Below are 24260 nucleotides of genomic sequence, written 5' to 3' on the forward strand. Positions count from 1 at the left end.
GATGAACAATTATAAATTAACGATTCAGTATGACGGTGCACGTTTTAAAGGATGGCAACGTCTTGGTAATAACGATAATACGATTCAGGGGAAAATCGAAAGTGTAATATCTGAAATGGTCGGGAAAGAAACTGAAATTATCGGTTGTAGTAGAACAGATGCTGGTGTACATGCTTTGAATCAAGTGGCTAACTTTAAGAGTGATGAGAAGTTAGTGGAACATAAATTGAAAAAGTATTTAAATCAATATTTACCAAATGATATTAGTATTACGAACGTAGAAGAAGTTTCAGATCGCTTCCATGCTCGTTACAACTCTAAGGCGAAAACATATCTTTATAAAATTTGGAATGAAGAGCATACGAATCCATTTATGCGTAAATACAGCATGCATGTGAATAAGAAATTAAATGTAGAAAACATGAAACAAGCTGCGAAACATTTAATTGGTTCACATGATTTTACTGCTTTTTCAAATGCGAAATCAAAGAAAAAGTCTATGGTTCGTGAAGTGTATACACTGGATGTAATGGAAGAGGCAGGATTTGTACTAATTAGAGTAAGTGGTAACGGCTTCCTTCATAATATGGTGAGAAAAATTGTTGGGGCATTAATTGAGGTGGGATTAGGACAATTAGATGCTGAAACAATTCCACACATTTTAGAGGGAAAACAGCGCAATCAAATTAATTGTCTTGCTGAGGCGAGTGGATTGTATTTGGAGAGTGTTGAATTTTAATAATAAGTAAAAATCGAGCTGATTAGGCTCGATTTTTTTAGCATTTTGGAATTAAGAAGACTTCTCCTTTTTCATACGCAACTTCAAATTCCAAAAAGCAGCAAGCATAATAGCTGCAAAGGAACCGCTAATTGTTCCTAATAGCTTTGCATAAGGGAAGCTACTCATATCACCATTAATGAATAACATCATACATAGAACGGCAGGGAGAAGGTATAAGTAGTATAATAACTTTAATTTTTTATCATTACTCATATATATAGCCCCTTTCTAGCAAGGTATATGTTTATCATAATATATTTTGCCATTTTTTTACACTTAGAGAGAGGTTCATTTCATATGTGTAAATGCAATTTTTTAATTCGATATTGTAAGTTTTGTCTACTCAATCCTAAAAATTTTGCGGCTTGTGAGATATTTCCTTTATTTTCTTTAAGAATTTGATTGATGTATTTCTTTTCCATTTCCTCTATTGTGTGCTTTAAAGTTTTAGGTGTATCAGTATTGTAATTAGTTAGGGAAGGGTGCATATTGAATTCTTTTTTTATTAGTTCGCGAAAGCGAGTTGGTATATGAAAAGCTGTAATGATATTCTCATCTTCTATTAAGTTCATTGAACCTTCAATGATATGTTCCAATTCTCGTACGTTTCCAGGCCAATCGTATGCATAAAAGAATTCTCTTACATTTACATCTACATCCGTTACGCCGAGCCCAAATTGAATGTTATACTTCTCGATAAAGTGTTGAACAAGAGCTGGAATATCTTTTTTTCGTTCCCGTAAGGGTGGAAGACATAAAGTAACGACGCTTAATCGGTAATATAAGTCTTCTCTTAATCGATCATGTGTAATGGCTTCGAAGGGATCTTCATTGATAGTTGCTATAATACGAACATCAATTTCTTTTTCTTGTGTGCCTCCGATTCTTCGTATTGTTTTTTCTTGTATAGCTCGCAGTAACTTAGCTTGAAGTGTTGGACTTAATGAGTTGATTTCATCTAATAACAAAGTTCCTCCATTTGCTTCTTCAAATAGACCTGCTTTATCTATAGCTCCTGTAAATGCACCTCGGTTCGTACCAAATAATAAGCTTTCCATTAGGGTATCAGGTATAGCTGCACAGTTTTGTGAAATAAATGGTTTTGTTGAACGTTGACTTTCATTATGGATGCTTTGTGCAAATAGTTCTTTACCAGTCCCTGTTTCTCCTACGAGAAGTATGGATGAGGATGTACGAATTACCCTCTTTGCTTCTGTAATGACCGATTGAATAGCTCTAGAATCACCGATTATGTGATCAAAGGTAAACTTAGTATTTTGTTTTCGAGAAAGGTTCGTTTTCATTGTTTGTTTTAAATGACTAATCTCTTTTGAAATTTCAATAGCGCCTTTAATTTTTCCGTTTTCTATTATAGGGAAAGTATTGTTAATTGTCGTAATTTCTTGCCCTTTATTGTTAAAATACGTTTGTTTTATATTTTTGTTTGTTTTTCCAAGTTTTAATGCCTCTATAAGAGTACTATTTTTATTTTCTTCAAATGCAAATACTTCTAAAGGATTTTTATATAGCACATCCGAACGATCCATTGATTCAATTTCCATCATTTTACGGTTATAGATAATCGTTTTACTTTCCTCATTAATAATATGAATCCCGATATCGAGTTCATTGAGTAAAGTTTCATATAGCATATTCATTTCAAGAATTTTTTTGAAATTGATTTCTTCTGTATGCATGTAGTATCTTCCCCTCGTTTCACCCTATGAAGACTGACTTTTTATAATTTTATTAAAATTCTTATAAAATCGCAAAATTTTTTTGCTATTTTTCTTTTAAAACTTTTCAAATGATAGAAAAATTTTGCGGTTAGGCAGGTTTTTTTGTACAAAACTCTTATTTTATATACGAATTAGAGGTTGGTACGTATTTTGCATAAATAATATTCAAAATCTCTAGAGGGGAGAATATGAATCTTTACAGGATATGCAACGTTCCAGTGTCAATTAATAAGAAGGAGGAGTTTATAAAGTGAAGACAGTTATAGAAGGCGTGTATAGTCCTTGTTACGGGAAAGTAGAGAAGTTATACGTTATGGAAAGTTCTTACGTATACGAGTGGGAGAAATTAGCGGTAATTGAAACAATAGATAAACAGAAAGTAGAAATTAAGATAGGAATCAGTGGTTATATCGAATCATTAGAAGTAGTAGAGGGACAAGCTATCGCTGATCAAAAATTATTAATAACAGTGAGGGATGACCTTTTAATAACAGGCAGTGATTAATATAAGTGATATGTATTTGTGCTCTTTTAAATCATTATTTTTACTATGAAGAAATTTAAAAGCGCTTACATTAAATGGGTTTTAAAAATGAAAAGGGGGGGATTTATATGATGGATCAAAGCCAAGGATTAAAAAGGGAATTGAAAAGCAGGCACATATTTATGATTGCACTTGGAGGAGTTATTGGTACTGGTCTATTTTTAGGATCTGGTTATACAATTCATGAAGCTGGGCCTGGAGGAGCGATTGTAGCATATCTTGTCGGAGGATTTGTTATGTATTTAACGATGCTCTGTCTAGGAGAATTAGCGGTTGCGATGCCTGACGCAGGATCTTATCAAACGTATGCTACAAAGCATATTTCCCCTGCAGCGGGTTATGTAGTCGGATGGATGTCGTGGCTAAACTGGTCTGCTACGATAGGTATTGAATTAATTGCAGTTAGTATTTTGATGAAACGCTGGTTTCCTGATGTACCGTCATGGATTTGGTGTGTAGCGTTTGCAGTGTTGCTCTTTGCTATTAATGCGTTATCTTCAAGAAGTTTTGCGGAAGTTGAATTCTGGTTTGCAAGTATTAAAGTAATTACAATTATTGCATTTATTATTTTGGGCGGGGCGGCGATGTTTGGCTTTCTAGATATGAAAGGAAATGAGCCAGTACCAATGTTTTCTAGCTTTACTGATTATGGTGGATTGTTTCCAAATGGATTATCAGCCATTTTAATTACAATGATTGCAGTTAATTTTTCCTTCCAAGGAACAGAACTAGTTGGTATTGCAGCGGGAGAGAGCGAAAATCCAGAGAAAACGATCCCGAAGGCAATTAATAATACAGTTTGGCGCATACTTGTGTTCTTTGTATTATCTATTTTTATTCTTGCTGGACTATTTCCTTGGCAGCAAGCTGGCGTGATAGAAAGTCCATTCGTAGTTGTATTTGATAAGATTGGTATTCCTTATGCGGCTGATATTATAAATTTTGTTATTATTACAGCAGTTCTATCAGTTGCGAATTCAGGATTATATGCAACTTCCCGTATGCTATGGTCTATGTCTAATCAAGGAATGATCAGCCCGATTTTTGGTAAGTTATCTAAAAACGGCGTTCCTATCTATGCATTGATTGTAAGTACAATTGTAGGCTGCCTCTCATTACTATCAGGTATTTATGCGGAAGATACAGTGTATTTATGGCTTCTGTCTATTGCTGGATTTGGCGCAATATTAGTATGGGCGTCTATCGCTTTGTCTAACCTATTGGCTCGAAGAACATATGTAAAGCAGGGCGGGGATGTGAAGGACTTGAAATTTAAAACACCATTGTATCCATTTGTTCCACTTCTTGCGCTAGTATTAAATTTAACGGTAATCGTTGGTATGGCTTTTATTCCAGAACAAAGAATGGCATTGTATTGTGGTATTCCATTTATGATTGTTTGTTTACTGTTTTATCGTGCGACAAAGAATAAGGGAAGAAAAATAGAACAAATTGAAAAAGTAAATACAACAGAAGCAGAAAGTTTATAAATATATTCGAAACTTGCAAGTAATTTAGAGACTGTAAAATTGTAAACAGTCTCTTTTTTTGTGAAAATAAAGCTGGAAACATACTGTATGCAAAGGGGAGTTATTGATGAATCCAGAAGTTTCGCAGTTGTTAGAACAAATAGATTCAAGGAAAGAAGAATTACTAGAACTTACAAAAACATTAATTCGTTTTGAAACACCGGCACCACCGGCGAGAAATACAAATGAGGCACAAGAATTTGTTGCAGATTTTCTAAGAAAACGAAATTTTAGTGTTGATAAATGGGATGTATATCCGAATGATCCGAACGTTGTTGGGATAAAAAAAGGAATAGAAAGTGACATACATAAAAGTCTTATTATTAATGGACATATGGATGTAGCTGAAGTGTCAGCAGATGAGGCGTGGGAAACAAATCCGTTTGAGCCATTTATAAAAGATGGTTGGTTAGTTGGCCGTGGTGCAGCTGATATGAAAGGTGGGCTAGCTGGAGCGCTATTTGCTATTCAGCTTTTACAAGAAGCTGGCATTGAACTACCTGGAGATTTAATCTTTCAATCAGTAATTGGGGAAGAAGTTGGAGAAGCCGGCACGCTTCAATGTTGTAAGCGTGGTTACGATGCTGATTTTGCAGTAGTAGTGGATACGAGCGATTTACATATGCAAGGACAGGGCGGCGTAATTACTGGATGGATTACAGTAAAAAGCCCACAAACTTTTCATGATGCAACACGTAGACAAATGATTCATGCGGGCGGACGTTTATTTGGAGCGAGTGCGATTGAAAAAATGATGAAAATTGTGCAAAGCTTACAAGAATTAGAGCGTCATTGGGCAGTCATGAAAACATATGAAGGCTATCCATCTGGAACAACAACAATTAATCCGGCTGTTATTGAAGGTGGGCGTCATGCAGCGTTTATTGCGGATGAGTGCAGGTTATGGATAACAGTACATTTTTATCCGAATGAAACGCATGAACAAATAATAAAGGAAATTGAAGAGTATATTGGGAAAGTGGCAGCTGCTGATCCATGGTTAAGTGAAAATCCACCACAATTTAAGTGGGGCGGAGAATCGATGATTGTGGATCGTGGTGAAATTTTCCCTTCTTTAGAAGTAGATAGTGAACATGTAGCTGTAAAAACTCTTAGCTCAGTACATGAATCCATTCTATCTAAAAATGCAATTTTAGATATGTCTGCTACAGTAACGGATGGTGGGTGGTTTAGTGAGTTTCATATTCCAGCTATTATTTATGGACCAGGTACACTAGAAGAAGCCCATTCTGTAAATGAGAAAGTTGAAGTAGAACAGTTAATTGAATTTACAAAAGTGATAACGGCATTCATATATGAATGGTGTCATACAAAAAAATAGATTAGTATGTTGAAATCGTACAGGTATGTATACTTGTACGATTTTTTAGTGAACTATTTCAGAGTTGAACGTAAACAGCTGAAATAGTTCTTTATTTTTCTATGTTTTTCGTCGTATTTCAATTAATTTTTCTTTCGCTAATTCAACGGCAATTGCATCATCTAAATAGCCAATTGGAAAGAGATAATCAGGGATAATATCTGTTGATAAAATGAAATACAGTAATGCGCCTCCAAGAACTGCACGTTCTTCTTTTGAAATGGTTTCATTGCAAAATTGTTGATACATATCTGTTAATTGTTCAATGAAAGGGCCCGCACTATCAATCTGTTCTAATTTGCTTGCGAAACTTTCATGAATACGTTTTTCACCTTCTGTTGTTTGAGCATAACGTTCATAATTTTCAAGTTCTTGTTCTACGCGAGTTGTCGTGTAATCAAAATCGAATAAGTTAGAGGATTGTAAAGTTTGTTGAATTGTATCAAGAGATGTATACATATCCGTCTTTTCTTTATTTATATGGGGAGAGTCAGGATACATTTCATCAAATAGCAATTGAGGTGGAACTTGCAGACATTCCGCAAATTTTTGTAGATGTTTTTGCTTTGGTTGTTGTTTGCCGTTCATAATTCTTGAGATTGTTGCAGGGTCAATATTTGTAAGTATTCCTAGTTGGCGCATGGATAAGGCACGTTCTTTTAAAAGTTTTTTTATTAATTTACCAAGTCGCTCGTTTGGATTTTCTTTAGGCATATTGTTGGCACTCCTTTATATTGTTGAAAAAATGTTGAGCATTTATTACAAGTATATGAAACAGACAGGCACAGTTGCTCAACATTTTCATAATATGCATTGAAAAGTGAGAAAAGGGGTGAATGTTGATGAGTACGGCAGGTTTATTTTCAATTTTTTTAATTGGAATTGCTTCTAATTTAGATAATGCAGGTGTTGGGATTGCGTATGGCATTCGTAAAATTCGAATTTCGTGGTTTAACAATCTTATCATTGCACTTTTGGGATTTTTATTTACTTTATTAGCTGGATTTTTTGGGAATTGGATTGCGTTATTTATTTCGGAGTTTACAGCAAGCCTGATTGGGGCAATCGTTTTAGGGATAATCGGGGTGGTTATTTTATGTCAGCCTTTCTTGAGTCAAAGAGACACTGTAGGATCTAAAGATGGTAGTGTATTTATGGGAATTTTACGTGATCCGGAAAAAGCTGATTTTGATGGTTCTAAAACAATTAGTTTTTCGGAAGCTATTGTTTTAGGAGTGGCATTATCTATTAATAATATTGCAGGTGGATTTGATGCTGGAGTAACAAATTTAAACCTTTGGCTTACAGCATGTATTTCTGGGGCGTTTAGTTTCATTTGTATTAGTGGTTTTGCCTATGTGGGAAAACGATTTTTAGCTGAATACTTAGGAAAATGGGCGACGATAATTGCAGGAGTGTTATTAATTCTTATTGGGATCGATCAGTTGTTGTAAGGAGAAGAGAAAACAAGATTCGAGTATTTCCTTGGAAATACAGCAAGGGGTTGCATATATCGACGTACTTTTCTCCATACTAATACGGATTTCTTTTAAAGAAAGGGGGGATCCGTATGGGACGCGGGAAAGCATTTGATCATAAGAAAAAAGGGCATGATCATCAACCACCTAAAGGTGCGTTCATTCATAAAGATGTAAATGAACATACTTTAGAAGAGGAAGAGCTACCAGTAAATATTGAAACGTATAAAAATAGTTTGAAAAAACATTAAAAGCACCTATATAGGTGCTTTTTAGCGTATATCTTCAATTAATTGTTCCGATTCTTCATGCATACTGTATTCACTTAACACTTGAATGCAAAGCCATTTTAATTCCTCGATAGTATGCTCAAGTTCTTCAGGAAGCACATGATGAATGTCTTCAAGTCCCATCCCGAAATGAATAAGTTCAAGTACTTGATCATCGATGTTTCGATCCATTAATAGTTCAAGTACTTCTAAATTGAATATGTATCGGTGAGCTTCGTCGAGTGAAACAACTTTTAGCTTTAAGCTTTCTACAATACTCAATATAAAAAGAAGAATTGTTTTTTCAAGAACAGGTTGTTTCGCCATTTGAAATATCAGTTTCATCTTTTACACCTCCACACATAGCGCTAGGTTGTACTATATTATTCAGGGAGGGGGAGCAAATATGCATAATAAAGAGAAACTTTCAGTACTGTTTTTGTAAGGTTCTTGATGAGCAGTAATAATGAATTTTTCGCAAAAAAAATCCTGCTATATTAGCAGGAGAACGCTCAATTAAAAAATGCTCCAACCTTCTTGCGCAGAAAGAAGTTCAAGAATTTTAAAACCAGCGATACTATTTCCGTTTGCGTCTAAAGCCGGTCCGAAAATGCCAATCCCCATCTCGCCTTTTACGCAGCCAAAAATACCACCAGCTACACCACTTTTTGCAGGGATACCAACACGAATTGCAAATTCACCAGATTCGTTATACATACCGCATGTAACCATAAATGTTTTACAGATTTTTGTAATATGCTTAGGGATAATTTGTTTTTTCTTATATGGATCATATCCATCCATTGCAAAAATTAAGCCAATACGTGCTAAATCGATACAGTTTACTTCAACTGCACATTGACGAGTGTATAAATCCATAAGTTCCTCAATATCACAATCGATAATGCCATTTTGTTTCATATAATAACAAAGAGAACGGTTTAAGTAAGCAGTCTCTAATTCTGAATTGGCAACTTTGGAAGAATAATTAATAGTAGGATTATCTGTTATTTCACGTACAAAATGAAGAATACGCTCCATTTTTTCTTCGTTATCTTTTCCTGCTAACATGCTTGTAATAGCTAATGCTCCTGCATTTATCATGGGATTAAGTGGTTTGGAAGGACTTGTCGTTTCTAACTTAATAATAGAATTAAATGGATCACCAGTTGGTTCCATTCCAACTTTAGAAAATACATATTCTTCACCACGATCTAAAAGGGCAAGTGCCAGTGTAATCACTTTGGAAATACTTTGAAGAGTAAATAGTGTTTGTGAGTTGCCAGCATGGATATATTCTGTTTCTTTATGGAAAATAGCAATCCCTAAATCATCTGGATTTGCATTTCCTAGTTCGGGGATATAAGTAGCAAGCTTTCCTTTTTTCGTATATGGTTTTACTTGTTCTAACAACTGTTGTAAGTTGTTTGTTTCAATGCACTGCATAGTACCAACGCTCCTATTTCGAATTAACTAAGTTTACTGTTCCCGATATGCTCGGAAATAAATAATAACATGAAAAAGTGGAATGATAAAACGAAAGTTACAAGCTTTATAGTGGACATTTAGTTTCGATTATTTTGTATTGGAAAAGGAGAATTTTCCTTTTATATAACAGTCTAGAAATAGAAAACTTATCCATAAAAAATTCAAAAATAAAAACTACACATCTATACAACTATATGTTATTATGGTTATGTATTAGAAAGCGTTTTCTAAAGCGTACTTATAATGATAACGATTTCATAAATTTGATAGGGGGAACTAAAATGTTGCAGTTTTTACAACGTATTGGTAAAGCATTAATGCTGCCAATCGCCGTACTACCAGCAGCAGGATTATTACTTCGTTTAGGGCAAGATGATGTATTTAACATTCCTGTTATGGCACAGGCCGGTGCAGCAATTTTTGATAATTTAGCACTTATTTTTGCAATTGGTGTTGCAATCGGTTTGTCTGTCGATGGTAGTGGAGCAGCTGGACTTGCTGGGGCAATTGGATATCTTGTTTTACAAAATACAACGAATGCTCTAAGTAAGACATATTCAGCAGCAGAGCTAAATGATAAATTAAAAAGTGTTCAAGATTTAGTTGGTTCAGTAGATCCAACTAAATTAGCAGATACAATGACAAAGGTTTCAAAAGCAGCGGCGTTAACGCCGAAAATTAATATGGCCATACTCGGTGGTATTATCGCTGGGGTTGTTGCTGGATTACTGTACAACAAATTCTATAAGATTAAATTACCAGAGTGGTTAGGATTCTTTGCAGGAAAACGTTTCGTACCAATCATTACTTCAATTGTAATGCTTCTTTTAGGATTAGTATTTGGTCAAATTTGGCCAACAATTCAAAGTGGTATTGATGCAGTAGCACACGGTATCGTGAACTTAGGTTCAATTGGTGCTGGTTTATTTGGATTATTAAACCGTTTATTAATTCCAATTGGTTTACACCACGTAATGAACACATACTTCTGGTTCGTACTTGGGGACTTTACAAACGCAGCTGGCGATATCGTTCATGGTGATATTGCACGCTTCTTTGCGAAAGATCCATCAGCGGGTATGTTTATGACTGGTTTCTTCCCGATCATGATGTTCGGTTTACCAGCAGCGTGTTTCGCAATGATTGCGGCGGCTAAACCAGAAAAACGTAAAATGGTTACAGGTATGTTAGGTGGTCTAGCATTAACTTCATTCTTAACTGGTATTACAGAACCAATTGAATTCTCATTCATGTTCTTATCACCAGTATTATACGGTATTCATGCTGTATTAACAGGTCTGTCTCTATTCATTACAACAACACTTGGCATTCACGATGGTTTCTCATTTAGTGCCGGGGCAATCGATTATTTCTTAAACTTCGGTATTGCAACAAAACCATTGTTATTAGCAGGAATCGGTTTAATATACGCAGCAATTTACTTTGTAGTATTCTACTTCTTAATTAAGAAGTTCGACCTAAAAACCCCTGGTCGTGAAGATGAAGATGAAGAGGAAGTAGCTGAAGGCGAAGAAGCTCCAGTTGCAGGTTCAATTGGTGAAATTTACGTAGCAGCTTTAGGTGGAAAAGAAAACTTAGCAGTTATTGATAACTGTGCAACACGTCTACGTTTACAAGTGAAAGATGCTGGTCAAGTAAATGAAGCAGCATTAAAGCGTGCTGGTGCAAAAGGTGTTATGAAATTAAGTAACACAAGTGTACAAGTTATCGTAGGTACAAATGTTGAATCTGTTGCCGATGATATGAAAAAACACGTATAAATAATGAAATAAGAGGATATCCAAAAAGATTGATAACATCAGTTTTTTTAGAGGATATCCTCTTTTTTTTGTTGGAAATTTAACGGGAATCTTACTTTTGTAAATTTTCTTTTTCTTTTTTGAACATATAGGTTGGTAATATGTTCAGTGCGTGATAAAGTAGGGATGATATAGAATAGAGTGTCACGAATCTATGAAAAAGATCCGGAATGAATCTTGTGTAGTGGAATTAAATTATCGGTAAATAAGGGGAAAAAAGTAATCATGGATCAGGAAAAAAATAATACGAATGGAAAAGCACGTCGGCCGATTGTATACATAAAAAGAACAATCATTTTCGTCTTACTATTTTCAATTGTATATTTCATGTATACAAAAATTGTTGCGCATAATAAGAAAGAAGAAACTTTAAAAGCTGCAGCAGAAATGAAAAAACAAGAAGAGCTAGAAAAGAAAGAAGAAGAAAAAAAGAAGCAAGAAGCACAAAAACAAAAAGAGCAGGAAGAACAATTGAAGCAAGCGCAAGCTATAGAGGAGCCTGCTGAGGGACCACCTCAAGAAATTAATGAAAACGCTCAATTGGATCAATATTTACAAAACACAGGATTTAGTGGGACAGCAGTTATTGTGAAGAACGGAAAAGTTCTTTTGAATAAAGGATACGGTATGGCAAATAAAGAGAAGCAAGTACCGAATAATTCAGAGACAACTTTTTATATTGGTTCTATTTCTAAGGCATTTGTAGCGACTGCTATTATGCAATTGAAAGATCAAAATAAATTACAAGTAGAAGATACGATTGCAAAGTATATTCCAGATTTCCCTCAAGGTAGTAGTATCCAGTTAAAACATTTACTAACACATACATCAGGAATTCCTGAATATGAGCAAGGAACAGAGGATATTCCTCATGAAGAATTGATAAAGCGGATAGGAAACCAAAAGCGTATTGGGAGTCCAGGAGAGAAATGGAAGTATTCCGATTCGAACTATTCTATACTCGCTTACATTGCTGAGAAAGTAAGTGGACAACCGTTAGAAGAATATATTAAACAGCATATTTTTGCTACTGCGGGTATGAAACATTCTGGCTTTGGTAAAGAGTTAGAACAAACTAGGTTCCCATCAACGGGTTATAAAATAGTAAATAACAATATGACAACACCTAATATTCCGAGCATGTCACAACTATATGGTTGTGGTGATATATATACGAGTGCGCATGATTTATATTTATTTAATGAAGCGTTGTACTCTGGAAAGCTAATTTCTAAAGAAAGTTATGATCAAATGTTTACAGCTGTGAAAAAAGATTACGGGTTCGGATGGTATGTCGATCCGGGAAGTTATTCGAATCACGGTGTAATGCCAGGTTGGAATTGTTTAAATGGATTTAGTAAAAATGGAAGTGTATATGTTGTTTTATTATCTAATATTCAAAACAACATTAAATCATTTGGTAAAGTGAATAACGACATCTATACGATGTTGCGAAATATAGAAGTGTAGAAGGCTGTCCTTTTGGATAGCCTTTTTTTCGTGCTGAGGAAATACATCCAAGATTATTAATTAATGTAATACAAAAATAATGAATATGTTCTAGAAAATGTATGCCTTACCTATCACAAAAAAAGTGTACAACATATGTACACTTTTTTGTTCTGTTATAAAAAATATAACAGATTAGGAGATAAGAGTATTACAGCTCTACAATGGATATTATTCTTATATTACAAAATAGGACTCGTATATAAGGGTACCCCAAAAATACAATTAAGAAAAGGGTTAATTTTCAAGACTTTTAAATGAAGTTAACACTATGTATATAGTAGTTTGCTCAACGTTTCACAAACATGTCACAACTATTTCGTTCACTTTCGTAAAAAAGTAGTATTCTAAGTGTGTAAGCTGTTATATAAAAAATCTTAGTCCTGTACTAATCAAAAATGGAGGAGATTAGGATGACTCAAGTATTAGAAAATGTTAAAAACGCATGGGAAAACTTTAAAGGTGAAAAATGGAAAGCAGAGATTGATGTTCGCGATTTCATTTTAAATAATGTAAACGTTTTTGAAGGAGACGAATCTTTCTTAGCGGGAGCAACTGAAGCAACGAAACAACTTTGGGATCAAGTAATGGATTTAACAACGAAAGAACGTGAAAACGGTGGCGTTCTTGATATGGATACAAAAATTGTTTCTTCTATTACATCACATGAACCAGGATATTTAAATAAAGATATTGAAAAAGTAGTCGGTTTCCAAACTGATAAACCATTTAAACGTTCTTTACAACCATATGGTGGTATTCGTATGGCGGAACAAGCTTGTGAATCTTATGGATACGAAATGGATAAAGAACTTAGTAAGATTTTCAGAGACTGGCGTAAAACTCATAACCAAGGTGTATTTGATGCATATACACCAGAAATGAAAGCGGCTCGTAAATCAGGCGTTATTACTGGTCTACCAGATGCATACGGACGTGGACGTATTATCGGTGATTATCGCCGCGTAGCATTATATGGTATAGATCATTTAATTGAAGCGAAAAAAGCTGATTTTAATTTAACTGGCGGTGTAATGAGCGAAGAGACAATGCGTTTACGCGAAGAATTATCTGAGCAAATGCGTGCACTTCAAGAGTTAAAACAGATGGCCGCTTCTCATGGATTCGATATTTCTAAGCCAGCTACAAATACACAAGAAGCATTCCAATGGTTATACTTCGCATACCTGGCAGCGATTAAAGAGCAAAACGGAGCTGCAATGAGTCTTGGACGTACTTCTACATTCTTAGATATTTACATTGAAAGAGATTTAGCAAATGGTACTTTAACAGAAGAAGAAGTACAAGAAATTGTGGATCACTTCATTATGAAACTACGTCTTGTGAAATTCGCAAGAACACCTGATTATAATGAATTATTCTCTGGTGATCCAACTTGGGTAACTGAATCTATCGGTGGTATGGCGTTAGATGGTCGTCCGTTAGTAACGAAGAACTCATTCCGTTTCTTGCATACATTAGATAATTTAGGACCAGCACCAGAACCAAACTTAACAGTTCTTTGGTCTAAACAATTACCGCAAAACTTTAAAAACTACTGTGCGAAAATGTCTATTAAAACATCAGCAATTCAATACGAAAATGATGACATTATGCGTCCAGACTATGGTGATGACTACGGTATTGCTTGTTGTGTATCTGCAATGAGAATCGGTAAACAAATGCAGTTCTTCGGGGCACGTGCAAACTTAGCAAAAGCATTACTATATGCGGTTAACGGTGGTAAAGATGAAAAGTCAAAAGCACAAGTTGGTCCTGAATACGCACCAATTACTTCTGAAGTATTAGATTATGAAGAAGTTATGCACAAGTTTGATATGACAATGGAATGGTTAGCAGGTCTATATTTAAACACATTAAATGTTATCCACTACATGCACGATAAATATAGCTATGAACGTATTGAAATGGCACTTCATGATACAAATGTTCTTCGTACAATGGCAACAGGTATCGCGGGTCTATCTGTAGTAGCAGACTCTTTAAGTGCAATTAAATACGCAAAAGTAAAACCAATTCGTGATGAAAATGGTATTGCAGTGGACTTTGAAATCGAAGGAGATTTCCCTAAATACGGTAACAACGATGATCGTGTAGATGAAATCGCAGTAAATCTTGTGAAAACATTTATGAATAAACTTCGTAAACATAAAACATATAGAAATTCTGTTCATACAATGTCAATCTTAACGATTACTTCTAACGTTGTATACGGTAAGAAAACTGGTAACACTCCAGATGGTCGCCGTACTGGAGAACCATTTGCACCAGGTGCAAACCCAATGCATGGCCGTGATACGAAAGGTGCATTAGCATCATTATTATCTGTAGCTAAATTACCATACGAAGATGCACAAGATGGTATTTCTAATACATTCTCTATTATTCCAAAAGCACTTGGTAAAGAAGATGATGTACAAGTACGCAACTTAGTATCTATGCTTGATGGGTATGCAATAAAAGAAGGACATCACTTAAATATTAACGTATTTAATCGTGAAACTTTAATGGATGCAATGGAGCACCCTGAAAAATATCCACAATTAACAATTCGTGTATCTGGTTACGCTGTTAACTTTATTAAATTAACTCGTGAACAACAAATTGATGTAATTAACCGTACAATGCATGAAAGCATGTAAGTAAAAAAAGTGTTCCTCCGCTTTTAATATATAGCGGAGGGAGGCTGTTTCAATAAAGGAGGAAGTAACATGGTAAAAGGAAGAATACATTCTGTAGAGTCTTGTGGTACTGTTGATGGCCCAGGTATTCGTTATGTCATATTTACACAAGGGTGTTTATTACGTTGTCAATATTGTCATAATGCTGATACATGGGAGATCGGTAAAGGTAAAGAAATAACAGTTGAAGAAGTGATGCAGGATGTGACATGTTACCTTCCATTTATTGAAGCTTCTGGAGGCGGTATAACAGTTAGCGGTGGAGAGCCACTATTACAGCTAGATTTCTTAATTGAGTTGTTTAAAAAGTGTAAAGAAGCTGGTATCCATACAACAATCGATTCTTCTGGTGGTTGTTATTCTGAGGAACCAGAATTCCAAAATAAGCTAGATATTTTAATGGATTATACAGATTTAGTTTTATTGGATTTGAAACATATCGATTCCAAAAAGCATCGTAAATTAACAGGAAAACCAAATGAACATATTTTACAATTTGCTCGTTATTTATCGGATAAAAATAAACCGATTTGGGTACGACACGTATTAGTTCCTGGTATTACTGATAATGAAGAGGATTTACAAAAATTATCTAGCTTTATTCAAAGTCTGTCTAATGTTCAGAAAGTTGAAGTGCTACCATATCATAAGCTTGGTGTATATAAATGGGAGGCGCTTGGACATAAATATCCACTTGCAAATGTAGAACCACCTACTGAAAAAAATATAGAACAAGCGAGACATATTTTACAGGCAGTCTAATCCAAATATTGGATTAGGCTTTTTGTTTTCTTTACAATAAAACCTAGAGTATATATTGAGAAAAGAGTATACTGAAAATAGAATATACATATTTTTGTAAGGAATAAGTGGAGAAATTTACATAAATGTAAAGGGAAATCAAAATAGTAAAAAGAATTAAGAAGTAAAAGAGTGAGTATCATGGAATAGAGAACATTTGTAAGTTATTGCGAAAGCTCTTATAGGAAAGTATAATGTAAAGATATGAGCACAGATAGGATTAAGGGGTCAATCTTATATGCTTTGCATATCCACGACAGGTACATAGCTGAAAGTGAAATATTAGAATCTGTTTATGTAGTTTTTAAGGAAAATGTTTTTCCTATTGTCGTATATGCAATATGGAGAGACAATAAGCTAGGAGTGGATTTGTTTGATAAAAAACCCCAAGGTTTTAATATTAACTGCACATTACGGTAACGGTCATGTGCAAGTAGCGAAAACATTAGAGCAAACATTTCGCCAAAAAGGAATCGAAGATGTAATTGTATGTGATTTGTTTGGAGAATCACATCCAGTTATAACCGATATTACAAAATACTTATATTTAAAAAGTTATACAATAGGAAAAGAATTATATCGCTTGTTTTATTACGGTGTAGAAAAAATTTATGATAAGAAAATAGCATCTTGGTATGCGAATTTTGGAAGAAAACGTTTGAAATCGCTTTTGCAAGCTGAGAAACCAGACATTGTTATTAATACTTTTCCAATTATCGCTGTACCAGAACTAAAAAAACAAATAGGTATTTCAATTCCTGTTTATAATGTATTAACAGATTTTTGCGTGCACAAAATATGGATTCATCGGGAAGTAGATCGTTATTTTGTAGCAACTGATCATGTGAAAAAAGTTATGATTGATATTGGTGTGCCTGCTGAGCAAATTGTTGAAACTGGAATTCCGATTCGTAGTAGTTTTGAGCTAAAGATAAGTCCAGACATTATATATAATAAATATCAGTTATGTAAGAATAAAAAGATTTTACTAATTGTAGCAGGTGCTCATGGGGTATTAGGAAGTGTAAAAGAACTATGCCAGTCATTTATGTCAGTGCCTAATTTACAAGTAGTTGTCGTTTGTGGGAAAAATGAAGCTTTAAAACAGGATTTATTAGGGATACAGGAAAAAAATTCTGATTCATTAAAAGTATTTGGTTATGTTGAAAATATTGATGAATTATTCCGTGTTACTTCTTGTATGATCACGAAGCCAGGCGGTATTACGTTAAGCGAAGCAGCAGCGTTGCAAGTACCTGTCATTTTATATAAGCCTGTTCCAGGACAAGAAAATGAAAATGCGATGTACTTTGAAAGAAAAGGAGCAGCAGTTGTAATTCGTGATGATAGTGAGGTTTTTGCAAAAACAGAGGCGTTATTACAAGATGATATGAAGCTTCTCCAAATGAAAGAAGCAATGAAAAGTATTTATCATCCGGAGCCAGCCGGTCATATTGTAGATGCAATTTTGGCAGAAAATCATGCAGAACCGAATCATATACCTATTAAATCACCTGCTCTTGCAGAATCGTTTACTTAATATGAAACCCTCTTTTATATGTTTAAAGAGGGTTTTTTAGATACAATAGTAACTTATCCACAAAAGAGATTGCGCTTTCATTAAACGGTAAAGTCGGAATATTAACAACTATATCCACATTGTCCACAATTTTTAGAAAAATATCCACAATTCTAACGTTTGATATCCATTGCAATATATAAACCTGTGAGTAATTCACAGAATTTATCAACAATTATATAAAATGTGTGGATAAAGTTATCCACACAAAAAGGTTCCTTATTTATAAGGAACCTTTTTGTGTATCCTATCAATTAGAAAAATATGTAATGAGAATGAAGAATTAGGGGGGAAAACTTCTAATTCTTCATTCTCACTTTAAATACTTTTCGAGCGATAACCCGCTGCACGATCTGCTTTTCGAAATTCTCGTTGGTAGAGAACCTCTTGTGTACTAGATAATGTGTTTTTTGCTTTATCACGTTTCTTTTTATCCATTACAAATCACCTCGTGTCTTAAAGTCACTATCTATCGTTTCCAAAGACATAGGGTGATATACATGTATGTCAAAATGTTAATGATTAATTATTATTTCTAAAAATTTAGATTATGCCTCTTTTAATTGATGTGCATCTTGGAATGTTGTATCTCGCATTGTAGCAAGTGTATATTGATCTTTTGGAATTTCGTATAAGTTATATACTTCTTCATTCGCGTTAATTTCATCATAAACGGCTTTTCTTGTTTCGTTTGCTAGATTTACATATTGTAGTTTTTCTGCAGCTTTAATAGAACGAATATTTATTTTACGAATGCGCATAAAAATTGTTTCAATATCTAATTCATAGAAAAGTTCGCTAAAGAATGAATCTTTTGCTAATTTATTATATCCTTTTCCATGATAAGGTTTACCAAGCCATGTTCCAAGGAATCCGGCTTTTTCTTGCACATCAAATAAAGTAATTGTTCCGATAGGGTTACCCCATTCATCTAAAATTGTGCGTGAAATCAATTCCCCACGCTCTTCAGCTTCAATTGTTTGTTTTGTTAAAAATAAATATTCTTCATAAGAATAAGCCTTTTGACGCACAAAAGGGAAGACAGCTGGATCCACCATTAACTCGTATAGAACGTGGCTGTCGTGTAAGTCGCGTTTTTTCAACATTCTAACTCCTCCTCACACGAGGGTAGCATGACGAAAAAACACCCCACCCTCGAAATTTTTATATAAATCTTTAAAAAATTTCGGGGTGGGAATCGAACCCACTAGAACCAGTTTATAACGCTGGTGGCGCACCATTTGCCTTCCCCATTCATCAATTTGAAAATGATAATCACGACACAAATTGATTATGGTTTCATTCAGTTTATAATCGTATAATACTTTATCTAGTCAAAAAAATAAACTAGTTTTTTTTATTTTTTTTGTAAATTATTTTTCCATCAATCATAGTTAGTACAGGCTTGGCTAAATAATGGAAAGGATGATGAGTCCATAACACGAGATCAGCGTCTTTCCCAACCTCAATGCTTCCAATTCTATCCTCTAAGCGCAAATTTCGCGCCGGAAATATAGTAATGCCTTCTAATGCAGTTTTCTCGTCTAATCCTTCTCTTACTGCGACAGCAGCACAAACATTTAAATATTGAATTGGTGTATAAGGATGATCTGTTGTTATCGAAACTTCCACTCCATTTTTTGATAATATATGGTAAGTATCCCATGTTTTGTTTTTTAGTTCGATTTTAGAACGGCGTGTAAGAGTGGGGCCAACGGAAACCTTCAAATTGTGTTTCGAAAGCTCTTCAACAATAAAGTGTCCTTCTGTACAATGTTCAATACGTAAATCAAGATTGAATTCTGTTGCAAAGCGTAGAGCAGAGCTAATATCATCTGCCCGATGAGCGTGGATACGTACGGGTATTTCGCGGCGAAGTGCTTTTAAAATAGGGAGCATTCGAAAATCAGCTTCATGCCCGTAGTGCTGTGCTTCATAGAATGATTCCCGAAGTAATCCCATAATCCCCATACGTGTTATGGATTCTTTTGTACCATTACTATGGACCTTTTTAGGATTTTCTCCAAAGGCAATCTTTAAACCAGCAGGTTCTTGAATAATCATATGATCAATACAAGTTCCAGCTGTTTTTATTACACAAGTAGTACCCCCGATAATATTTTGACTTCCAGGCATAACGTGAACAGTTGTAATTCCATTTTGTACAGCGTCCTGAAACGCAATATCAAAAGGGTGGATTCCGTCTAAAGAACGGATATGTGGTGTTGAAACTTCAGATGTTTCATTTGCATCATTGCCAGCCCAACCAGTGCCTTCATCATAGAGACCAAGGTGAGTATGGACATCAATAAATCCAGGTAAGAGATGAAGAGCTCGCGCATCTATAACGGTCATATCTTGAGTAGGCTGAATAAAAGGTTTGACCTCGGTGATTCGTTCTCCTGTAACGAGTACATCCCCTTGGAACTTTTGGGAGGTAATAGGATATACAATGGCTTGTTTGAGCAATGTTTTCATAGGTACCTCATTTCTGTTACTTCGAAATGCTAATGTTAAGACAAAGCAACTGGAAGGTTATTCGTATAGCGATGCTCCGAATCCTAGAAAATGAAAATTTTGGAGAGGATAAACTCCCCGTAAAACTGTATTTTAGAGGTACTACATTGTATGCGAAAGTATATTTTGTAATGCATGGTTTACTGTCGGAAATGTGTATTGATACCCATGTTCAATCGCCTTAATAGGTAATACATGTTGCCCTTCTAGTACAAGTATACTCATCTCACCAAATAAAGCTTGAAGCATAAATGAAGGGACAGGTAGCCAATGAGGTTTTCCTATGACATTGGCAATGTTTTCTCCAAACTCCTTCATTCTTATAGGTGTTGGGGCTGTAATATTAAGAGGTCCGTCAATTTCTTCTTTGTGTATGATGAAATCAAACATACGAACGACATCGTCTATATGAATCCATGACAACCACTGGTTTCCAGATCCAATTGTACCTCCGATATAAAATTGATAAGGGAGTAGCATTTTTGGAAAGGCTCCTCCGTCTGCACCTAATACGACTCCAAATCTGGAATAGATTGTTCTTATTCCAAGAGAACGTGCTTTAGATGCTTCTTGCTCCCATAAAAATACTGTTTCTGCTAAAAAATCATTTCCGGGAGTTTCTTGCTGCTCGGTAAAAGATTCTGTTTCAGATGTTCCGTAGTATCCAATAGCACTTGCGTTAATAAATGTATGTGGTTTTGTGTCGAGTGCTTGGAATTGTTTAATGAGACCTTTTGTTGTTTGAATTCTACTGTTTAAAATTTCTTCTTTTTGTTTCTTTGTCCATCTACTATTAATAGACTCTCCAGCTAGATTAATGACTATATCGATTGAGGAGAGGGGGAAGGTAGGTAAATCTGGTGTCCAGTATACGTATTGCAGATTTGAGGTTGAAGTTCCAGTAGCTCTTTTTCGAGTAAGAATGTAGACATTATATCCTTTTTCGATAAAAAAAGTAGAAAGGTATTTACCAATAAAACCAGTGCCACCAGAAATTGCAATTTTCACAATCATTTCCTCCTTCTTATATATATTCTTGAAAAGAAAAAATGTTCCTCGACTATGTTAAAATAATAGAGAGGTGAGAGTATGGCTGTCATTACAAAAATAGAAGTACAAAAACGATCGAAAGAACGATTTAATATTTATATTGATAAAGGTCAAGGTCAAGGTGAAGAGTACGGATTTAGTGTGAATCAAGTAATCTTAATAAAACACGGGTTACAAAAGGGCTTAGAAATTGATGAAATAGAGTTAGGAAATATTTTGTACAATGAAGAGGTGCAAAAAGCATATTTACAAGCAATTTCCTATTTATCCTATCAAATGAGAACGAAACAAGAAATAGAAGATTTTTTACGAAAAAAAGAAGTGGGACAGGCCATCATCTCTGAAGTCGTTTCGAAATTATTACATGACCGATATATTAATGATAAAGAGTACGCTATTTTATATACGCGAACGCAAAGTAATGTGAATCGAAAAGGTCCAACTGTTATCAGAAGAGAGCTGTTAAGTAAAGGTGTTCAAGATGTAGTCATTACACATAGTTTACAAGAGTATCCAAAAGAAAAGCAATTTGAAAATGCTTCGATTCTTATAGAAAAGAAGAAAAGATCTTATCAAAAGCATTCATTTTTACAAATGAAGCTAAAGTTAGATGAAATGCTGGTTCGTAAAGGATATTCTAGAGATGTGATTCAAATTTGTCTGGAAGAATTGAAAGACGAAAAAGATGACGAACAGCAACAAGAAGCGTTACACTATCATGGGAATAAATATTATGAGAAATATAAGAAGTATGATGGATGGACATTCGAAAGTAAGATGAAACAAGCGTTATATCGAAAAGGATTCTCTATTGATGAGATAGAGATATTTTTGCAACTGAAACGTGAAGAGGGATGAGGGAATAGGATGAATATGCCAAAACGCTACAGTGAAATGACACCACATGAGTTAAGGGAAGAAATTGGGGTTTTGAAGGAGCAAGCAATAAAGGCTGAGCAACTTGGAATTGTGAATGAGTTCGATGTATTAATGAGAAAAATGGCAATGGCTCGTGCCTATATGACTGATATAAACAAATTCCATATTGGTGAGACATATGAATTAGTAGAAGAACCTGGTATATTATTTAAAATTACGTATTTCAATGGGGTATTTGCTTGGGGACATAAGCAAAATGATAATGAAGAGATTGGAATACCAATTTCTTTATTGCAAGAAAAATAAAAACCAGAGAGCGAATATCTCTCTGGTTTTCATCTTTGGTAGGCGTTAAAGGAGATAGGAGAACCTAAAATTGGCGTTTTTTACATTCGTTTGCCAATATAATGAGAGACTGGGTCTGTTGCGTCTGTCCGTTAACTTGCGCTTTTGCATGTTTCGGACGAGTCCACGTATGGTTAAATAATTCAGAACGACTATCTAAGCGATCACGGTAGCTCATCTTTATCACCTCGTGTAGGAAGTTAATTTAATTTGTACTACTCTTCCTGCTGATTTGCAGCACGCATACGTTCTTGTGGGTGCGTGTTAATTGTGCCGTTAGGTCGTTTCGAAGCGAAGCGTGATTTCGCTTTCGGCTGACCATCGATTTTGCTGTTGTTTTTTGACTCAGACCAAAATTCGGCTTGTTTACCCATTACGAACGCCCTCCTCATCATCAGTTGATACCTCTTTAAGAAGTATCAATTATAGAATGTGCAAAATAGAAGAAACTATCCTTTAGAAACGAAGGAATAAATAGGTAAAAGGAGATTACAACATGAACGATATTTATGAAACATTAGCGAAAGAATTATTAGATAAGAATGACAACCTTTCTTATGCACAAGCTCGTGCATGGGTTGAATTATTGTGGGAGGACTTTCAAACAACTTATGCGAAATCAGGTCGTTATCAAGGGGATGAAATGACTGAACAAGTGGTACGAACTTGGATTAATAATCATGGAGTACGCCTTCATGAAATGCGTACAAATAATCCGAAATATAGCCACTTGATTAATCAGGAAGATCATTTGAAACATTAAAAAAAGCGACTTAAGTCGCTTTTTTTAATGTGGAAGTAATTCCAGTTTTTTTCGAAGTTTTTCTTCACTAAAAATCCACCCTGTATAGGAACTAATAATATTAAAATTTTGATCGAGCTGAACGATTGCGACGAATGGATAATAATCTTTACTTCGATACCGCAAATCAATGAACCGAACCTCATAATAGTTATCATAATCGAAAATATCCCAGCGATATACAGGTGAGAAAGATAAGAAAGCGGATATATTCTCATCTCGCACAGCAGCTTGCATAATGGGAGTATTTGGGAACGGTACGCGATCAAATTTATCGTATACAAGGATGTTACCACGGTGCCATCTTGCGACGTAGTAATGTTCAGTTGTAACGACGGCTAAATGGTAATGATAAAATTTATAAGAAGGAGAAATAATTACTTTCTCTACATTTTTGAACCGTTTGTTTACTACACTTTTAATATTTCGATGCATCATAACGCGGCCGATATAGTAAACAATCATTAATATATAAGCTGCTAAAGCGGTATACCCTTTATGGGAACCTACAAGCATACAAGCAATCGCAAGCATATGAATAAAGAAAATGACAGTATCAAATGTATTAATTATGCCGAGTGCGACCCATTTTTTTGTGAAGGGCCGTAATGCCTGTGTACCGTAGGCATTGAAAATATCGACAAAGACGTGAAGAAAGACGGCGATAAATGACCAAAGTAGTAGATGGAGATATGGAGCATCTGAAAAGAAGATGAAAGAGATGCCACTTATAAGGAACGACCAAAGAATCACTGCAGGAATGGAATGAGTAATCCCGCGATGATTTCTTATATATTTAGCGTTATTACGCAATTTTAAAACTGTATCGATGTCAGGAATGTTGGAACCGGCAATTGTAGCAAGCATAACTGCTTGTGGTCCAATATCACTTTGTGCTATGGCTGGATCTAACGTCGCCAAACTGCCTAGAGTAACGCCCATAACAAGGTGAGTGGCTGTGTCCATAGAAATCCACCTCCGTTTTTTATTAATGTAACTCTTTTTATTCGATATCTCAAGTCCTTTGCCTTCTATTTCCTATGTCGT

General features: G+C 34.9%; 26 protein-coding genes. 14 read left to right on the forward strand and 12 right to left on the reverse strand.

The window, feature by feature from the left end:
- Position 1: 1 nt before the first annotated feature.
- Positions 2-739, forward strand: coding sequence for a tRNA pseudouridine(38-40) synthase TruA (truA, locus tag MR065_RS20905; protein WP_097903403.1), 738 nt, complete (start codon positions 2-4; stop codon positions 737-739).
- A gap of 51 nt (positions 740-790) precedes the next feature.
- On the opposite strand, the gene MR065_RS20910 is transcribed toward truA, so the two are convergent.
- Both MR065_RS20910 and MR065_RS20915 read right to left on the reverse strand, forming a co-directional pair.
- Complete coding sequence (locus MR065_RS20910; RefSeq protein ID WP_242214949.1) at positions 791-994, reverse strand: hypothetical protein; 204 nt, start codon at positions 992-994, stop codon at positions 791-793.
- An 80-nt stretch (positions 995-1074) separates the two neighbouring features.
- On the reverse strand, positions 1075-2478 hold the full coding sequence (locus tag MR065_RS20915) for a sigma-54 interaction domain-containing protein (RefSeq protein ID WP_098268528.1): 1404 nt from the start codon (positions 2476-2478) through the stop codon (positions 1075-1077).
- A 292-nt stretch (positions 2479-2770) separates the two neighbouring features.
- On the opposite strand from MR065_RS20915, the gene MR065_RS20920 reads away from it, so the two are divergent.
- From MR065_RS20920 to MR065_RS20930, 3 genes are all read left to right on the forward strand, one after another.
- Entirely contained in the window at positions 2771-3025 is a 255-nt protein-coding gene (locus MR065_RS20920) for a biotin/lipoyl-containing protein (protein WP_242214950.1), read from the forward strand.
- 107 nt (positions 3026-3132) lie between these two features.
- Positions 3133-4554 (forward strand): amino acid permease, encoded by a 1422-nt coding sequence (locus MR065_RS20925; RefSeq protein WP_242214951.1) that lies wholly within the window; start codon positions 3133-3135, stop codon positions 4552-4554.
- A gap of 106 nt (positions 4555-4660) precedes the next feature.
- The gene (locus tag MR065_RS20930; RefSeq protein ID WP_242214952.1) at positions 4661-5935 is read left to right on the forward strand and encodes an acetylornithine deacetylase; all 1275 of its coding nucleotides are present in this window, start codon (positions 4661-4663) and stop codon (positions 5933-5935) included.
- Between the two features lie 99 nt (positions 5936-6034).
- Here the strand turns inward: MR065_RS20930 and MR065_RS20935 are convergent, their stop codons facing one another.
- Positions 6035-6688: a DUF1232 domain-containing protein gene (locus MR065_RS20935; protein WP_242214953.1), complete on the reverse strand. Its 654-nt coding sequence runs from the start codon at positions 6686-6688 to the stop codon at positions 6035-6037.
- Between the two features lie 128 nt (positions 6689-6816).
- Here MR065_RS20935 and MR065_RS20940 point away from each other — a divergent pair, with 128 nt between their 5' ends.
- Positions 6817-7428 (forward strand): manganese efflux pump, encoded by a 612-nt coding sequence (locus tag MR065_RS20940; protein ID WP_242214954.1) that lies wholly within the window; start codon positions 6817-6819, stop codon positions 7426-7428.
- A 116-nt stretch (positions 7429-7544) separates the two neighbouring features.
- The gene (locus MR065_RS20945) at positions 7545-7703 is read left to right on the forward strand and encodes a hypothetical protein (RefSeq protein WP_000532411.1); all 159 of its coding nucleotides are present in this window, start codon (positions 7545-7547) and stop codon (positions 7701-7703) included.
- A 21-nt stretch (positions 7704-7724) separates the two neighbouring features.
- Here the strand turns inward: MR065_RS20945 and MR065_RS20950 are convergent, their stop codons facing one another.
- Together MR065_RS20950 and glsA are read right to left on the reverse strand one after the other, a co-directional pair.
- Positions 7725-8066, reverse strand: a complete 342-nt coding sequence (locus tag MR065_RS20950; protein ID WP_002115915.1) for a DUF3969 family protein — start codon at positions 8064-8066, stop codon at positions 7725-7727.
- Positions 8067-8237: 171 nt separating this feature from the next.
- Positions 8238-9167: a glutaminase A gene (gene glsA, locus MR065_RS20955; protein WP_001149853.1), complete on the reverse strand. Its 930-nt coding sequence runs from the start codon at positions 9165-9167 to the stop codon at positions 8238-8240.
- 323 nt (positions 9168-9490) lie between these two features.
- Between glsA and nagE the strand changes: the two genes are divergently transcribed.
- The 5 genes from nagE to MR065_RS20980 all read left to right on the forward strand — a co-directional run bounded on the left by nagE (position 9491) and on the right by MR065_RS20980 (position 17581).
- Positions 9491-10990 carry an N-acetylglucosamine-specific PTS transporter subunit IIBC gene (nagE, locus tag MR065_RS20960; RefSeq protein WP_097903412.1) on the forward strand — a complete coding sequence of 500 codons (1500 nt, stop codon included), beginning with the start codon at positions 9491-9493 and terminating at the stop codon, positions 10988-10990.
- Between the two features lie 264 nt (positions 10991-11254).
- A complete protein-coding gene (locus tag MR065_RS20965; protein ID WP_242214955.1) occupies positions 11255-12499 on the forward strand; it encodes a serine hydrolase domain-containing protein in 1245 nt (414 codons plus the stop codon).
- 452 nt (positions 12500-12951) lie between these two features.
- Positions 12952-15201, forward strand: coding sequence for a formate C-acetyltransferase (gene pflB, locus MR065_RS20970; protein ID WP_242214956.1), 2250 nt, complete (start codon positions 12952-12954; stop codon positions 15199-15201).
- A gap of 69 nt (positions 15202-15270) precedes the next feature.
- The gene (pflA, locus tag MR065_RS20975) at positions 15271-16002 is read left to right on the forward strand and encodes a pyruvate formate-lyase-activating protein (protein WP_242214957.1); all 732 of its coding nucleotides are present in this window, start codon (positions 15271-15273) and stop codon (positions 16000-16002) included.
- A gap of 412 nt (positions 16003-16414) precedes the next feature.
- Positions 16415-17581: a diglucosyl diacylglycerol synthase gene (locus MR065_RS20980; RefSeq protein WP_242214958.1), complete on the forward strand. Its 1167-nt coding sequence runs from the start codon at positions 16415-16417 to the stop codon at positions 17579-17581.
- Positions 17582-17938: 357 nt separating this feature from the next.
- Here MR065_RS20980 and MR065_RS20985 read toward each other — a convergent pair whose 3' ends face one another.
- The 4 genes from MR065_RS20985 to MR065_RS21000 form a co-directional block, all read right to left on the reverse strand.
- Positions 17939-18058 carry a YfhE family protein gene (locus MR065_RS20985; protein WP_000358484.1) on the reverse strand — a complete coding sequence of 40 codons (120 nt, stop codon included), beginning with the start codon at positions 18056-18058 and terminating at the stop codon, positions 17939-17941.
- A 110-nt stretch (positions 18059-18168) separates the two neighbouring features.
- Complete coding sequence (locus tag MR065_RS20990; protein WP_000914737.1) at positions 18169-18726, reverse strand: GNAT family N-acetyltransferase; 558 nt, start codon at positions 18724-18726, stop codon at positions 18169-18171.
- 241 nt (positions 18727-18967) lie between these two features.
- Positions 18968-20098: an amidohydrolase gene (locus MR065_RS20995; RefSeq protein WP_242214959.1), complete on the reverse strand. Its 1131-nt coding sequence runs from the start codon at positions 20096-20098 to the stop codon at positions 18968-18970.
- A 141-nt stretch (positions 20099-20239) separates the two neighbouring features.
- Complete coding sequence (locus tag MR065_RS21000) at positions 20240-21145, reverse strand: TIGR01777 family oxidoreductase (protein WP_242214960.1); 906 nt, start codon at positions 21143-21145, stop codon at positions 20240-20242.
- A gap of 81 nt (positions 21146-21226) precedes the next feature.
- On the opposite strand from MR065_RS21000, the gene recX reads away from it, so the two are divergent.
- Positions 21227-22045 carry a recombination regulator RecX gene (gene recX / locus MR065_RS21005; RefSeq protein WP_242214961.1) on the forward strand — a complete coding sequence of 273 codons (819 nt, stop codon included), beginning with the start codon at positions 21227-21229 and terminating at the stop codon, positions 22043-22045.
- 9 nt (positions 22046-22054) lie between these two features.
- Positions 22055-22372: a YfhH family protein gene (locus MR065_RS21010; protein ID WP_063263171.1), complete on the forward strand. Its 318-nt coding sequence runs from the start codon at positions 22055-22057 to the stop codon at positions 22370-22372.
- Between the two features lie 64 nt (positions 22373-22436).
- Here the strand turns inward: MR065_RS21010 and MR065_RS21015 are convergent, their stop codons facing one another.
- Both MR065_RS21015 and MR065_RS21020 read right to left on the reverse strand, forming a co-directional pair.
- Positions 22437-22589 carry a YpzG family protein gene (locus MR065_RS21015; RefSeq protein ID WP_000122093.1) on the reverse strand — a complete coding sequence of 51 codons (153 nt, stop codon included), beginning with the start codon at positions 22587-22589 and terminating at the stop codon, positions 22437-22439.
- A gap of 37 nt (positions 22590-22626) precedes the next feature.
- The gene (locus MR065_RS21020; protein WP_000517891.1) at positions 22627-22785 is read right to left on the reverse strand and encodes a small, acid-soluble spore protein K; all 159 of its coding nucleotides are present in this window, start codon (positions 22783-22785) and stop codon (positions 22627-22629) included.
- Between the two features lie 122 nt (positions 22786-22907).
- Between MR065_RS21020 and MR065_RS21025 the strand changes: the two genes are divergently transcribed.
- Entirely contained in the window at positions 22908-23174 is a 267-nt protein-coding gene (locus tag MR065_RS21025; RefSeq protein ID WP_242214962.1) for a YfhJ family protein, read from the forward strand.
- A gap of 24 nt (positions 23175-23198) precedes the next feature.
- On the opposite strand, the gene MR065_RS21030 is transcribed toward MR065_RS21025, so the two are convergent.
- Positions 23199-24179 carry a metal-dependent hydrolase gene (locus MR065_RS21030; protein WP_097903426.1) on the reverse strand — a complete coding sequence of 327 codons (981 nt, stop codon included), beginning with the start codon at positions 24177-24179 and terminating at the stop codon, positions 23199-23201.
- Between the last annotated feature and the right edge of the window lie 81 nt (positions 24180-24260).

Source organism: Bacillus cereus group sp. BfR-BA-01383 (genome assembly GCF_022663495.1).
GTDB classification, from domain to species: Bacteria; Bacillota; Bacilli; order Bacillales; family Bacillaceae_G; genus Bacillus_A; species Bacillus_A cereus_AU.